We start from the raw sequence: 13,124 nt of genomic DNA, 5'->3' as shown, positions 1-13,124 counted from the left end.
ACCCCGCCACGTCGCGGGGTGCGTCCGGTCGCTGCGGAGATCAGGCGGATCGCAGCATGGGGACGTGCGGGATGGCGTCCTCGACGAACTCGGGGCCGCTGGCGGCGAAACCGAACCGGGCGTACCAGTGCTCGAGGTGGGCCTGGGCGTCCAGGACGACGTCCACCCCGGGGAGGAGTTCCAGCGCCCGGCGCATCAACGCCCCCGCGACCCCGGCGCCGCGGGCACCGGCGGCCGTGGCGACGCGCCCGATCCGGCCGCGTCCGTCGGTGTCGCGCAGGACCCGCAGCGTGGCGAGCACGGAACCGTCCGGCGCCTGCGCCCACACGTGCAGGCACGAGGGTTCGAGGTCGCGACCGTCGAGTTCGGCGTAGGCGCAGCGCTGCTCGACGACGAACACCTCGACCCGCAGCCGGAGCAGGGCGTAGAGGACCGCGGGCGGGAGGTCGGCGAGCGCCGCCTCCCGCACCACGAACCGGACGGGACCCGTGTGGTCGCTCACGACCCGAGCAGGTCGTGCCGCACGACGGTCTGCTCGCGGTCCGGACCGACGCCGACGGCGGAGATCCGGGAACCGGAGAACTCCTCGAGGGCCTCGACGTAGGCCTGGGCGTTCTTCGGCAGGTCGGCCATCGTGCGGGCGCCGGTGATGTCCTCGGTCCAGCCGTCGAAGAACTCGTAGACCGGCGTCGCGTGGTGGAAGTCGGTCTGCGACATCGGGATCTCGTCGTGCCGGACGCCGTCGACGTCGTAGGCGACGCAGACCGGGATGCGTTCCCAGCCGGTGAGGGTGTCGAGCTTCGTCAGCACGAAGTCGGTCACCCCGTTGATCCGGGCCGCGTAGCGCGAGATGACCGCGTCGTACCAGCCGGTGCGGCGCGGGCGACCGGTCGTGGTGCCGAACTCGCCACCGTCCTGGCGCAGCTTCTCGCCGTCCGCGTCGAGCAGTTCCGTGGGGAACGGCCCCTCGCCGACACGCGTCGTGTACGCCTTGACGACGGCGACGATGCGGTCGATCCGGTTCGGCGGGATCCCCGCCCCGGTGCAGGCGCCCGCCGCGGTGGCGCTGGAGGACGTGACGAACGGGTAGGTGCCGTGGTCGATGTCGAGCATCGTGGCCTGGCCGCCCTCGAAGAGGACGATCTCGTCGCGGTCGAGGGCGCGGGAGAGTTCGAGGCTGACGTCGGTCACCATCGGCGCGATGCGCTCGCGGTAGGACAGCAGCTCGTCCACGGTCTGGTCGACCGACACCGCACGACGGTTGTAGACCTTCAGCAGCAGGTGGTTCTTCTGGTCGAGGGCGCCCTCGACCTTCTGCCGCAGGATCGACTCGTCGAAGAGGTCCTGGACCCGGATGCCGATGCGGTTGATCTTGTCCGCGTAGGACGGTCCGACCCCGCGACCGGTGGTCCCGATCTTGCGGCTGCCCAGGAACCGCTCGGTCACCTGGTCGAGCACGCGGTGGTACGGCGCGATCACGTGGGCCGAGGCGGAGAGCAGGAGCTTCGAGCAGTCGACCCCGCGCGCCGTCAACGCGTCGATCTCCTCGAAGAGGACCGAGAGGTCCACGACGACACCGTTGCCGATGACGGGGGTGACCCCGGGGGTGAGGATCCCGCTGGGCAGCAGGTGCAGGGCGTACTTCTCGTCGCCGACCACGACCGTGTGGCCGGCGTTGTTGCCGCCGTTGAACTTCACGACGTAGTCGACCCGTGCACCGAGGGCGTCGGTGGCCTTGCCCTTGCCCTCGTCCCCCCACTGGGCGCCGACGAGCACGATCGCGGGCATGAGATCCCCTGTCTTCCTGTGACACGACTTGTCCGGGTGCATCTGGCCCCACGGACCACCCGGCACCCGAGAGCGGTGGGGCGGTCGCCGCAGACCACGCCGAGCTTACCGGGTGGTGAACGCGCGGGCGGTCAGCCGGCGAAGCGCTCCGCGAGATCGCGACCGATCGCGGTGCCCGACTCCCAGGCCGTCTGCACCTTGGGCCGTCCACCCCACGCGTCGCTGCAGACGCCCATCCGACTGCCCTCGTCCCAGCCGAAGGCCGCGTCGGCGTGCGGACGCAACGGTTCCGCCAGGGACCAGCGGTGGGCGCGGGCCCAGGTCGGCGCGGGCGTCGCCGCCGACGTCAGCAAGGGTCCGAGCTCGGCGAGGACCTCGGGGACGATGGCCGCGGGGGCGTCGAGGTGGTCGCTGGAGACGTCCGGGGCCGTGTGCGCGACGAGGACGGGGGCCCCGTCGCCCCGGCGGGACCCGTCGTCGACGAGGAAGACGAGCAGGTCGGAGTCGTTGACGAAGGCTCCGTGGAAGTCCGGCCACCAGCGCTGGTCCCAGGCCGCGTAGACGGCGATGCAGGGACGCCAGTTCCAGCGCGCGGACACGTCCAGACGCGTCGCGACCATGCGCGGCAACAGGTCCGCGGCCTGCGGGTCCGGCATCGCGAGCACGACCGCGGCGGCGGGACGCCCGTCGACGACCGGGCCGTCGAGGGTGGCGTCCACGGCCTCCACGTCGATGCCGCTCACGACGTCGAGCGGGTCCCGTCCCGGCGGGGCGACGAGGTCGTCGAGCAGGCTCCGCAACCCGCCGGGGGTCCCCCAGCGCACGGGGCCGGTCGAGGACCCCGCGAGCCCGCCGCCCGCGGCGGCGCGGCCGGAGATCTTGGCGAACGTGTCGGTCCAGGGCCGGGCCAGTTCCCGGCGTTCCCAGTCGGCCACGACCTCGGAGAACCCCCCGGACCCCTCGGCGGTGAAGTAGGCCGCACCGAGGTCGACCACGCGGGTCCCCACGCTCGTCTCGACCCGGCGCCCGCTCATGCGACCCCCGACGCGACGCCCGCGGTCCAGGACCCGCACGGGCACGCCGGCGTCGGCCAGCACGCGGGCGCAGGCCAGACCGGAGATGCCGGCCCCGACGACGAGGACGGGACGCTCGGGCGTCGCGGGGGTGGTCACGAGGGGATCAGCTCCCGGGCGGCGATCGGGTCGCAGTCCTCGAGCAACGTGGTGCAGCGCACGGCTTCCTCTGTCTCCTCGATGCGGGCCGCGGCCTGCTGCAGGACGGCGAGCGCCCGCAGGAAACCCCGGTTCGGTTCGTGCGCCCACGGCACGGGACCGTGTCCGCGCCAGCCGGCACGACGCAACGCGTCCAGCCCGCGGTGGTACCCGGTGCGCGCGAACGCGTACGCGGTCATGGTCTCCCCCGCCGCGAGTGCGCGCTCGGCGAGCAGGGCCCAGGGCAACGACGCCGAGGGGTGCCCCGCGGCGACGGCGTCGGGGTCCGTCCCGGCGGCGAGCTCCGCGTCGACCTCCGGGACGGCGGGCAGGTGGGTGGGCGGGGGTCCGCCGAGCAGGTTGGTTCCGGTGGTCACGGGAGGTCCTCTCCTAGTTCTTCGGGGCGGTCGGGATCTCGACCCAGACGATCTTGCCCCGCCGGGTGCGGGTGGTCCCCCACCGGCCCAGCGAGGCGACGAGGCGCATGCCGTGCCCACCCCCGCCGTCGGGACGGGCCTCGACGACCTGGGGTTCCTCGGGACTGTCGTCCTCCACCTCCAGGCGCAGGGCGCCCGGCAGGTCGAAGAGGCGCAGTCCGATGGTCCCCCAGCCGTGCAGGACGGCGTTGGCGACGAGCTCGGAGACGACGATCTCGGCCTGCGGGCCGCACCGCAGGCCCCAGACGGCGCAGGCGCGCAGGGTGGCGTGCCGCGCCTTGCCGATGGAGGACGGCTCCGCGGGCAGCTGCCAGCGGCGACGGCGTGGGGTGTCGGCCGTGGGCAGCGCTCCGCCGTCGGCCTCGGACTCCTCCGGCACGCGGACGACGACGATGGCGGTGTCGTCCTCGGGGGTGTCGCCGAGTCCGCTGAGCAGCTCCTCCCCGATGCCGGCGGCGTCGCGCGCCCGGGAGGCGGCGAGGACCTCGACGAGGACCTCGAGCCCGTCGTGCACGGGCCGGGCGCGGGTCTCGATGAGGCCGTCGGTGTAGAAGACGAGGACGTCGCCGGGCGCGAGGGCGCGCTCGCGGGTGGGCCGGGGTCGTTCGCCGAGCCCGACGAGGGTGCCGGTCGCCTCGCTCAGGACCTCCACCGCCGGGGGGTCGGCGTTCCCGCGGCGCAGCAGCGGCGGCAGGTGCCCGGCGCTGGACCAGGCCATCTCCCAGCCGCCGTCGTCGAGGCGCTGCAGGGTCGCGTAGACGAGGCTCGCCATCCGCGGGATGCGCATGCCGCCGGTGAGCTGGTCGACACGCATCAGGACGCTGGCGGGGTCGTCGAGCTCGTGGGCGGCGGAGCGGACGACGGAACGGATCTGGCCCATCGCGGCCGCGGCCTCGACGTCGTGGCCGACGACGTCGCCGACGACGATCCCGGCGACGTGCTGGCCGCCACCGTCGACCGCCGGCGGCAGGACGTCGTACCAGTCACCGCCGACCTGGGCGTGCTCGACGTTGGAGGCGTAGAACGTCCAGACGTCGAGGCCCTCGATCCCGTCGAGGCCCGTCGCGTCCGGCAGCATGCTGCGCTGCAGCGTCTCGGCCAGGGCGTGCTCGCGGGCGTGCAGGCGTTCGTTCTCCACCAGCAACCCCGCACGCCGCGCTGCCCCGGCGAGCACGGTGCGGTCCTCGGGCCCGGTCCCCCCGGGGTGCGGGACGACCACGAGGACGCCGATGACGTTCTCCCGACCCCGCAGGGGCAGGGCCAGGGCAGGGGTTCCGGCCGTGAGCTCGGCGAGCCACGCGGTCGCGGTCCCGGCAGGCGCGTCGAGCGCCGCGATCTCCAGGGGTTCCCCCGTGTCGGGCGCGGCGGGGTCGAGCAGCGGGTCCGGGCCGGCCTGGCGCGAACGGCGCAGCCGGTGGCCGACGAGCCCGTGCAGGCGCGGGCCGTGGGCGGCGACGACCTCGACCTCGGTAGCGGCGCCCCCGGGTCCCTCGCGCAGCAGCGCCACCATCGCGGCGGAGACGAGGTGGTCGCCCAGCACCCGCACGACCGAGCGGATCCCGTGGGTCACGTCCTCGTCGAGCACGACGGCGTCGAGGCGGCCGAGGACCTCGAGGCGGGTGGCGGCCCGCCGTTCGGTGCTGCGATCGGTGGTGTGGTCGGTGGCGCTCGCCTCGGCGGTGCGACGGGTCACGTCGGAGTGCCAGGAGACGACGTGGCAGACGGCGCCGGTGCGGTCCAGCAGCGGGACGGCTCGGACCTCGTGCAGGAAGGCGGTGCCGTCGCCGCGGTGGTCCAGGACCGTGACGGTCGTGGACCGGGCCAGGGAGACGCCGCGGGTCAGTTGCGCCAGCGCGGCCTCGTCACGGGTGCTCAGCAGCTCCTCCCAGGAGCGGCCCAGCACGTCGTGCGCGGTGGCCCCGGTGGTGCGGGTGAAGGCGCCGTCGATCCAGTCCACGACGAGGTGGCCCTCGCGCAGGGCGGACAGCGCCGTCCCGGGGCCGGCGGCGACGACGCCGCGGGTGTCGTCGTGGCCCACGTGCTCGACGGCGTGGGTGCGCACCACGACGACGAGGAGCTGGTCGTGGTCGGGGACCCGGCCGGCGCTGACCCAGAGGTCACCGGGCAGTCGGGCACCCGCGACCACCTCACCCCGCTCGAGGCGGTCCCAGACGGGGTCGTCCACCATCCCGGCGCGGCGCAGGAAGTCCCGCAGGTCGCGCGGCGGGGACCCGCCCTCGGCCACCCCGGCGGCAGCGCGGGCGCTCGCGTCGAGGGCCAGCAGCTCACCGCTCGCACGGGCCGGGACGGACACCAGCAGCAGCACGGCGGCCGGCTCGCGCAGCGCGAGCGCCTGCGGGCTGCTGCGGGACATCGGGGTGGAGCTCCTCGTGGTCTGGGACGCGATGGGTCGTCACAGGTGCGCGACAACGGCGCGAGCCTCGGTCGATAGCATGCAGGGGGCTCGAACGGAGCGCGCGTCGAGGGTGGCGGGCACGACGTCGGGTCCACCGTCCGGTTCGAGACCGGGCGGAAGGACATCCGCTGCCTGTAGAAGCCGGGCACGGCACACAGCGGTCGGACCACGGAGGACCCATGACGAACGACGCGACACCGCCGGGCGAGGCCCCCCGGGTGCCCCAGGTGCGCTCGGTGGACCCCGGCTCGGTGCACGTCCTCTACGAACCGCGGGCCACCCGGGTGGTGCTCACGGGCGAGATCGACGCCGAACTCGGCCCGGACCTGCTCGAGGCGGCCGAGGACGCGCTGACCTCGGGCCGGCCGTTGCAGGTCGACGCCCACCACGTGACCTTCATGGACTCGACGGGGCTCGCGTTCCTCGCGCGCCTCGCCTCGCGGTCCAAGGGGCGCCGGGTGACGCTGATCCGCCCGCCCGCGGTCGTGAAGTTCCTCATCGAGACGACGAACATCGTCCAGCTCCTGGACGTCGTCGACGAGGAACCGGGGTTGACCGCGCCGGACGACGACGGGCCGCAGCCCGCCTGAGAACCGCGCAGCACGAAGGCCCGGCCCCGCGAGGGGACCGGGCCTTCTCGCGTTCAGCGCGTCACTTCACGCTCTTGCCCGCGCTGCGCAGCGCCTGGGCGGCCTCGACGACGCGGGCGGCCATGCCCGTCTCGCCGGCCTTGCCCCAGACCCGCGGGTCGTAGGTCTTCTTGTTGCCGACCTCGCCGTCGACCTTCAGCACACCGTCGTAGTTGCGGAGCATGTGGTCCGCGATCGGGCGGGTGAAGGCGTACTGGGTGTCGGTGTCGACGTTCATCTTGATGACGCCGTAGTCGACGGCGTCGCTGATCTCCTGGTCGGAGGACCCGGAGCCGCCGTGGAAGACCAGGTCGAACGGCTTGTCCTTGCCGACCTGCGCGCCGACCTTCTCCTGGATCTCCTTGAGGATCTCCGGGCGCAGCTTGACCCCGCCGGGCTTGTAGACGCCGTGGACGTTGCCGAAGGTGAGGGCCGTCAGGTAGCGGCCCTTCTCCCCCGAGCCGAGCGCGTTCACGGTCGCCAGCGCGTCGTCGACGGTCGTGTAGAGCTTGTCGTTGATCTCGTGGGCGACACCGTCCTCCTCGCCCCCCACGACGCCGATCTCGACCTCGAGGATGATCTTGGCGGCGACGGCCCGGGCCAGGAGCTCCTCCGCGATCGAGAGGTTCTCGTCGAGCGGCACGGCCGAGCCGTCCCACATGTGCGACTGGAACAGCGGGTCGCGGCCCGACTTCACGCGCTCGGCCGAGATGTCGAGCAGCGGACGCACGAAGCCGTCCAGCTTGTCCTTCGGGCAGTGGTCGGTGTGCAGGGCGATGTTCACGCCGTAGCCCTTGGCCACGTGGTGGGCGTACTCGGCGAGCGCCTGCGACCCCAGGACCATGTCCTTGACGGTCGTGCCCGACAGGAACTCCGCACCGCCGGTGGAGACCTGGACAATGCCGTCGCTCTCGGCCTCGGCGAAACCACGGATGGCGGCGTTCAGCGTGATGCTCGAGGAGATGTTGATGGCCGGGTAGGCGAAGGAACCGGCCTTCGCGCGGTCGAGCATCTCGGCGTAGACGTCCGGGGTGGCGATGGGCATGGAGACTCCTCCGTCTGGCGACTCTGGCAGGGCGATCCTTCCACGCCCCCCTCAGGCAGCGCAGTGTGCCCTTCACGGTGCCCTTCACGGTGCCCTTCCCGGATGCCGACCGCCCGTCGTGGTGTCAGCGTGGGGCCATGACGGACACCAGCTTGCAGGGCAAGAAGGTCGCGTTCCTCGTGGCCACCGAGGGCATCGAGCAGGTCGAGCTGACCGCACCGTGGAAGGCCGTGCAGGAGGCGGGCGGGCAGCCCGTGCTGATCTCGACGAAGGCCGGTCAGGTGCAGGCCTTCGACCACCTCGACAAGGGCGACACCTTCGACGTCGACGTCGTCGTGGACGACGCCAGCCCGAGCGAGTACGCCGCGCTCGTCCTGCCGGGCGGGGTCGCGAACCCCGACGCGCTGCGGACGAGCCTGTCGGCCGTGAAGTTCGTCGGGCAGTTCGCCGCGTCGACGCGCCCCATCGCCGCCATCTGCCACGCCCCGTGGACCCTCGTCGAGGCCGACGTGCTCAAGGGCCGACGGATGACCTCGTGGCCCTCGTTGCAGACGGACCTGCGCAACGCCGGGGCCGAGTGGGTCGACGAGGAGGTCGTCGTGGACCTCTCCGGTCCCGGCCCGCTCATCACCAGCCGCAACCCCGACGACCTGCCGGCGTTCACCAAGGCCCTCGTGGAGGCGATCGCGTGAACACGGGCATCGGCTACACCTGCATGAGCGAGCAGTCCGACCCGCGCTGGTTGGTGCGGGACGCGATGGCGGCCGAGGAGGCCGGTTTCGACACGATCGTCTTCTCCGACCACGCCTCGCCGTGGCTGACCTCGCAGGGGCACGCGCCCTACGCCTGGTCGGTGCTCGGGGCGGTCGCGGCGACGACGTCGCGGGTGGAACTCATGACGTACGTGACCTGCCCCACGATCCGCTACCACCCCGCGATCGTGGCCCAGAAGGCCGCGACGGTTCAGATCCTCTCCGAAGGACGCTTCGTCCTCGGCCTGGGGTCCGGGGAGAACCTCAACGAGCACGTCGTCGGCCAGGGCTGGCCGGCGGTCGAGGAACGTCAGGACATGCTCGTCGAGGCCTGCGAGATCATCTCGAACCTCTTCGACGGGGAACTCCTCACCTACGTCGGCGACCACTTCCGGGTCGACTCCCACCGCCTGTGGGACGTTCCCGAGCACCGGGTCCCGATCGCCGTCGCGGTCAGCGGTGAGAAGTCGGCGACGAGGTTCTCTCCGTTGGCCGACCACCTCGTCGCGGTGGAACCGGAGGCCGCCCTGGCCGCCTGGGACGCCGCCCGCGAACCCGGCCAGCGGCCCAGCCGCAAGATCGGGCAGATGCCGGTCAGCTGGGACGCCGACCAGGACGCCGCGACCGCGCGGGCGCACGAGCAGTTCCGCTGGTTCGCCGGTGGCTGGAAGGTGAACGCCGACCTGCCGACGACCGCCGGTTTCGCGGGGGCCACGCAGTTCGTGCGTCCCGAGGACGTCGCCGGGACGATCCCCTGCGGGAACTCCGTCGACGCGATCGTCGAAGCCGCGTCCGCCTACTTCGAGGCGGGTTTCACCGACCTCTCGCTCGTCCAGATCGGCGGGGAGCACCAGTCGGAGTTCCTGAAGGTGGCGCAGAGCGAGATCATCCCCGCCCTGCGCGAGGCGGCGCAGGGGTCTGACCCCTCCCCCAGCTGAACCGGGCTGATCGTTCCCGACCCGCCGGCGCCCGGGCACGACCTGCCCGGGCACCGGCGTACGCCGTCGCGGCGGCGCCGCCTGAACCTTTCCCGAGTGTCACCGGAGCGCTACGCTGCGTGGAGACATCGGGGTCTCGGGCGAAGAAGGTCTTCATGCGTCAGCGCACGGCAGTTCTCGCGATCACTCCTCTCACCGCAGCGCTCCTGACCCTCGCTCCCGGGGCGTCGGCGGCGGCTGCGCCGCGGGCCGTGGTCGTCCCCTGCGGGACGACCCTCACGACCAGCGTGCGACTGGCCGCCGACGTCGTCTGCCCCCAGGGCGGCGGGCTGCAGCTCGCGCGCGACGGCATCGAACTCAACCTGAACGGGCACTCGGTCACCGGCCCGGGTGCCGGGACGGACAGCAGCGGCGTCTTCTTCGCCGCCCGCGACGTGACCGTCCGCAACGGCACGATCTCGGGGTGGGGCACGGGGGTCACCGCCAACTACTCCAACGACGACGGGCCGGTGAGCGTGGGCGGCACCGTGCGCGAGGCTCGACTGCAGGGCAACGGGGTCGGGGTCGACAGCGAGCAGGGTGGCGACGTCGTCGTGCGGAACTCCCTCCTCAGCGGGAACTCCCGGGGCGGCGTCGCGGTCTTCGACGGGCGACTGCGGGTGGAGCGGTCCACGGCCGAGGCCAACCAGACGGGATTCTTCACCTTCTCCATCGATCCCGGAGCCTTCGTCGTGCGCGACTCCCTCATCCGGGGGAACCGGGGCGCCGGGATCTCCTGCAGCCAGGACGGGCGCTACGACGTCGACCGCACCACGTTGCAGCGCAACGGTACTGGTCTCGACGTGTTCGAGTGCGGCGGGATCGTCCAGAACTCGAAGTTCATCTGGAACCGGCAGCACGTCGGCGGGTTCCTCGTGGAGGGCGACCGGATCGACCTGGTCTGCAACAGCTACACCCGCGACGGCGGACCGGTGGAGTTCCCCGTCCAACCGTGTCCCGCCGGGGTCAGCGCTCCCGTCATCGCCGAGGAGTCCTGAGTCTCAGACCAGCAGGTCCGCCAGGACGTCGGCGAGGGCGGTCGAACCGAGTTCGGCGTCCTCGTCGGTGCACGCCTCCTCGGGCGAGTGCGAGACCCCGGTCGGGTTGCGGGTGAAGAGCATCGCCGTCGGGACCACCGCGGCGAGGATCCCCGCGTCGTGCCCGGCCCCGGTCGAGAGGTTCGGGGCGCCGTCGAGCACGCCCGTGATGCGGCGGGCCAGGGCGGGGTCGAAGTCCACGGTGGCGCCGAAGGACTCCTCGCGGACCTCGACGGAACACCCCTCCCCCGCGGCGATCTCCTGCGCGCGCCGCGTGATCTCGGCGACCACGGCCACCGTCACCACGTCCTCCGGGTGACGCACGTCCAGCCACAGGTCGACGCGGGAGGCGATGACGTTCGTCCCGCCGGGGACCGGGTGCAACCGCCCGACGGTGGCCCGGGTCCCGGGGTTCGCGGCGGCGACCTCGCGCACCGCGACGACCAGTCGGGACGCCGCGAGCAACGGGTCGCGGCGGTCCTCGAGCAGGGTCGTCCCCGCGTGGTTGCCCTGGCCGTGGACGCTGAACCGCCAGCGTCCGTGACCGATGACGGAACTCGCCACGGCGACGGGGGCGTCGAGGTCGATCAACCCGCGGCCCTGCTCGACGTGGAGTTCGACGAAGGTCCCGATGCGGGCGAGCGTCTCCTCGTCCCGGCCGAAACCCCGGGGGTCGAACCCGGAGCGGGCGGCGACGTCGGCGAAGGTGTTCCCCTCCGGATCGGTGAGGGCCAGCGCCTTCTCGGCGGTGATGGCGCCGGTCAGCAACCGGGAACCGAGGCAGGCCACCCCGAACCGGGACCCCTCCTCCTCGGGGAACACCGCGAGACCCAGCGGTCTCGAGGGGACGACACCGCGTTGGCGCAGCAGGTCGAGCGACCGCAACGCCGAGGCGACCCCCAGCGGTCCGTCGAACGCGCCACCCCCGGGGACGGAGTCGAGGTGGCTACCGGTGACGACGGCCCCCTCCAGCGGGAGACCGGCGGGGTTCCACCACGCCCAGACGATCCCGTTGCGGTCGGTCTCGGCCTCCAGCCCGCGCGCCGCGAGTTCCGCCGTGTACCAGGACACGAGATCGCGTTCGGCGGTGGAGAAGACCGGGCGCGAGTACCCGCCCCGGGTGGCGTCCCGGCCGGTGTCGGCGATGGCGGCCAGCAGGTCAGAGGTCTCGGACACCCGCCGAACCTACCCGGAACCGCTCGGGAACGGTCCCGGTGCCGAGCGCGACGTCCGCGGCGACCTCACCGAGCAGCGGTGCGAACTTCGCGCCGTGCCCGGAGCAGGGCGACAGGACGGTCACCCCGTCCACCCCGTCGACGACGAAGTCCTCGGTGGGGGTGTTGGTGAACAGGCAGGTCGTCTCCGCGTAGGGCTCCGGATCGAGGCCGGGGAGGAACCGGCTCACGTGCTCCACGACCCGCGCGCGGTTCGCGGGGTCGATCGCACCGGTGCGGGCCGCGGCGGAGGGCAGGACCCGGCCACCGTTGAACTCGGCCACCTTCTGCCCGCGGAACTGCGCGTCGCGACCCCCGGGCAGGGAGTAGACGGAGGTGCCGTCCTGCTCGTGGATGGTGGTCGGCCAGGACGCACCAGGGTCGCGGTAGCGGAAGTGGAAGGCGTTCTCCTCGCGCACCTGCAGCGGAGGGAACGCGGCCAGGAACTCCGCCGGCAACGAGAGGTTCCCGAGCAGGTCCGGCAGCCATCCGCCGGCACTGACGACGACGCGTTCCGCCGCGAGCGTGCGCCCGTCGACGGCATGGGCGGTGAACCCCGTCGCGGTGCGTTCGAGGTGCTGCAGCGGCCAGCCGGTGAGCACCTCCGCACCACCGGCCCGGGCGGCCGCGACCATCGCCGCCACGGTCCGCTCCGCGTCCAGGACACCGCCCGCCGGGTGCAGCAGGACGTCGCTGTCGGCGGCGACGTGCGGCCACCGTTCCCGGGCCGCGCGCCGGGGGACGAGTTCGTGCTCGACGCCCGCCGCGGCGAGGACCCGCGCCAACCCGGCCACGTCGTGGTCGGGACCGAAGTCGAGGGCCCCGCACCGGGTGATGAGCGGGGCTCCGTGCCGCCGCTCCAGCTCGGACCACAGCGGTACCGACGCCGCGAGGAGGTCGACGTAGTCCCGCTCCCGGTAGGCGAACCGGAAGATCCGCGCCGACCCGTGCGAGCTGCCCCGCGCCGAGGCCGGCACGTCGCGTTCGACCAGGGTGACGGAGAAGCCCCGCTCAGTCAGTCGCCAGGCGGTGGACGCTCCCGCGAGACCGGCTCCGACCACGAGGAACTGCGACATCCGACGCCTCCAGGATCACGACGGCCCGTTCGAGGGCGGGGAGGTCCCCGCGGGCCACCTCGAAGTGTGCCTGCAGGGTGTCCAGGTCGACGACCGCCACTGCGCTCCCGCCCGCGTAGCGGCCGCCCACGACGGTGATCCCCGGGGGTGACGTCGCCATCACGTTGACCGCCAGCACCTCCCCCTCGGGGTGGGCCACGACGGGGAGCTCACCGTCGAACACCAGCACCGTGTCCCCGCCGACGACCCCGCCGACGTCCTGAGGTGCGCCGTCCAGGTCCAGCACAAGCTCACCCCGAGCCACGGCGAACCAGCGGGTCACCCCGGGGAACGTCGAGAACGGGCCGTCGGCGCTGATGGTCGCGACGCTGAGGCGCCACCGCTCGTCGCGGTGGAGTTCCCGCGTCGTCCCGCCCCCGTTGCGCCAGGGCTGGTCGGGGACGTCGTCGTGACGGACGGTGCGCACGCCCCCAGCATGCCCGCCTCCGACCGGGTGCCGGTGGGTGGCGCCCGACCCGCGCGAGGAGGTACGGTCCGCGGAC

At 73.1% G+C, this 13,124-nt stretch carries 13 protein-coding genes; 4 read left to right on the top strand and 9 right to left on the bottom strand.

Annotated features, from left to right (window positions below; all coding sequences use genetic code 11):
- Positions 1–40 precede the first annotated feature (40 nt).
- The 5 genes from SJY07_RS16295 to SJY07_RS16275 all read right to left on the bottom strand — a co-directional run bounded on the left by SJY07_RS16295 (position 41) and on the right by SJY07_RS16275 (position 5,810).
- Complete coding sequence (locus tag SJY07_RS16295; protein ID WP_328293181.1) at positions 41–502, bottom strand: GNAT family N-acetyltransferase; 462 nt, start codon at positions 500–502, stop codon at positions 41–43.
- Positions 499–1,788 (bottom strand): adenylosuccinate synthase, encoded by a 1,290-nt coding sequence (locus SJY07_RS16290; protein ID WP_328293182.1) that lies wholly within the window; start codon positions 1,786–1,788, stop codon positions 499–501. The genes SJY07_RS16295 and SJY07_RS16290 overlap by 4 nt, the downstream gene beginning before the upstream one ends.
- A 131-nt stretch (positions 1,789–1,919) precedes the next feature.
- Complete coding sequence (locus SJY07_RS16285) at positions 1,920–2,960, bottom strand: NAD(P)/FAD-dependent oxidoreductase (RefSeq protein WP_380160509.1); 1,041 nt, start codon at positions 2,958–2,960, stop codon at positions 1,920–1,922.
- Complete coding sequence (locus tag SJY07_RS16280) at positions 2,957–3,376, bottom strand: DUF3151 domain-containing protein (protein WP_328293184.1); 420 nt, start codon at positions 3,374–3,376, stop codon at positions 2,957–2,959. The genes SJY07_RS16285 and SJY07_RS16280 overlap by 4 nt, the downstream gene beginning before the upstream one ends.
- A 13-nt stretch (positions 3,377–3,389) precedes the next feature.
- Positions 3,390–5,810: a SpoIIE family protein phosphatase gene (locus SJY07_RS16275; RefSeq protein ID WP_380160507.1), complete on the bottom strand. Its 2,421-nt coding sequence runs from the start codon at positions 5,808–5,810 to the stop codon at positions 3,390–3,392.
- A gap of 221 nt (positions 5,811–6,031) precedes the next feature.
- Here SJY07_RS16275 and SJY07_RS16270 point away from each other — a divergent pair, with 221 nt between their 5' ends.
- Complete coding sequence (locus tag SJY07_RS16270; protein ID WP_328293186.1) at positions 6,032–6,442, top strand: STAS domain-containing protein; 411 nt, start codon at positions 6,032–6,034, stop codon at positions 6,440–6,442.
- Positions 6,443–6,503: 61 nt separating this feature from the next.
- On the opposite strand, the gene fbaA is transcribed toward SJY07_RS16270, so the two are convergent.
- Complete coding sequence (gene fbaA, locus SJY07_RS16265) at positions 6,504–7,526, bottom strand: class II fructose-bisphosphate aldolase (protein WP_328293187.1); 1,023 nt, start codon at positions 7,524–7,526, stop codon at positions 6,504–6,506.
- 137 nt (positions 7,527–7,663) lie between these two features.
- On the opposite strand from fbaA, the gene SJY07_RS16260 reads away from it, so the two are divergent.
- The 3 genes from SJY07_RS16260 (at position 7,664) to SJY07_RS16250 (ending at position 10,253) form a co-directional block, all read left to right on the top strand.
- Positions 7,664–8,218, top strand: coding sequence for a type 1 glutamine amidotransferase domain-containing protein (locus SJY07_RS16260; RefSeq protein WP_380160505.1), 555 nt, complete (start codon positions 7,664–7,666; stop codon positions 8,216–8,218).
- Positions 8,215–9,216 (top strand): TIGR03557 family F420-dependent LLM class oxidoreductase, encoded by a 1,002-nt coding sequence (locus SJY07_RS16255; RefSeq protein WP_328293189.1) that lies wholly within the window; start codon positions 8,215–8,217, stop codon positions 9,214–9,216. The genes SJY07_RS16260 and SJY07_RS16255 overlap by 4 nt, the downstream gene beginning before the upstream one ends.
- A 155-nt stretch (positions 9,217–9,371) precedes the next feature.
- Entirely contained in the window at positions 9,372–10,253 is an 882-nt protein-coding gene (locus tag SJY07_RS16250; RefSeq protein WP_328293190.1) for a right-handed parallel beta-helix repeat-containing protein, read from the top strand.
- A 3-nt stretch (positions 10,254–10,256) separates the two neighbouring features.
- Here SJY07_RS16250 and SJY07_RS16245 read toward each other — a convergent pair whose 3' ends face one another.
- Genes SJY07_RS16245 through SJY07_RS16235 form a run of 3 tightly spaced genes read right to left on the bottom strand, consistent with a single transcriptional unit; the run spans position 10,257 to position 13,048 of the window.
- A complete protein-coding gene (locus SJY07_RS16245) occupies positions 10,257–11,468 on the bottom strand; it encodes an allantoate amidohydrolase (protein ID WP_380160502.1) in 1,212 nt (403 codons plus the stop codon).
- On the bottom strand, positions 11,452–12,582 hold the full coding sequence (locus SJY07_RS16240) for an FAD-dependent oxidoreductase (RefSeq protein WP_328293192.1): 1,131 nt from the start codon (positions 12,580–12,582) through the stop codon (positions 11,452–11,454). The genes SJY07_RS16245 and SJY07_RS16240 overlap by 17 nt, the downstream gene beginning before the upstream one ends.
- Complete coding sequence (locus SJY07_RS16235) at positions 12,518–13,048, bottom strand: HutD family protein (protein WP_380160500.1); 531 nt, start codon at positions 13,046–13,048, stop codon at positions 12,518–12,520. Before SJY07_RS16235 ends, SJY07_RS16240 begins: the two co-directional genes overlap by 65 nt.
- Positions 13,049–13,124 lie beyond the last annotated feature (76 nt).

It is taken from the genome of Kineococcus sp. R86509 (assembly GCF_042466365.1).
Taxonomy (GTDB): domain Bacteria; phylum Actinomycetota; class Actinomycetes; order Actinomycetales; family Kineococcaceae; genus Kineococcus.
Note: the sequence above shows the minus strand (reverse complement) of the source record. Positions and strands in the feature narration are given on the sequence as shown.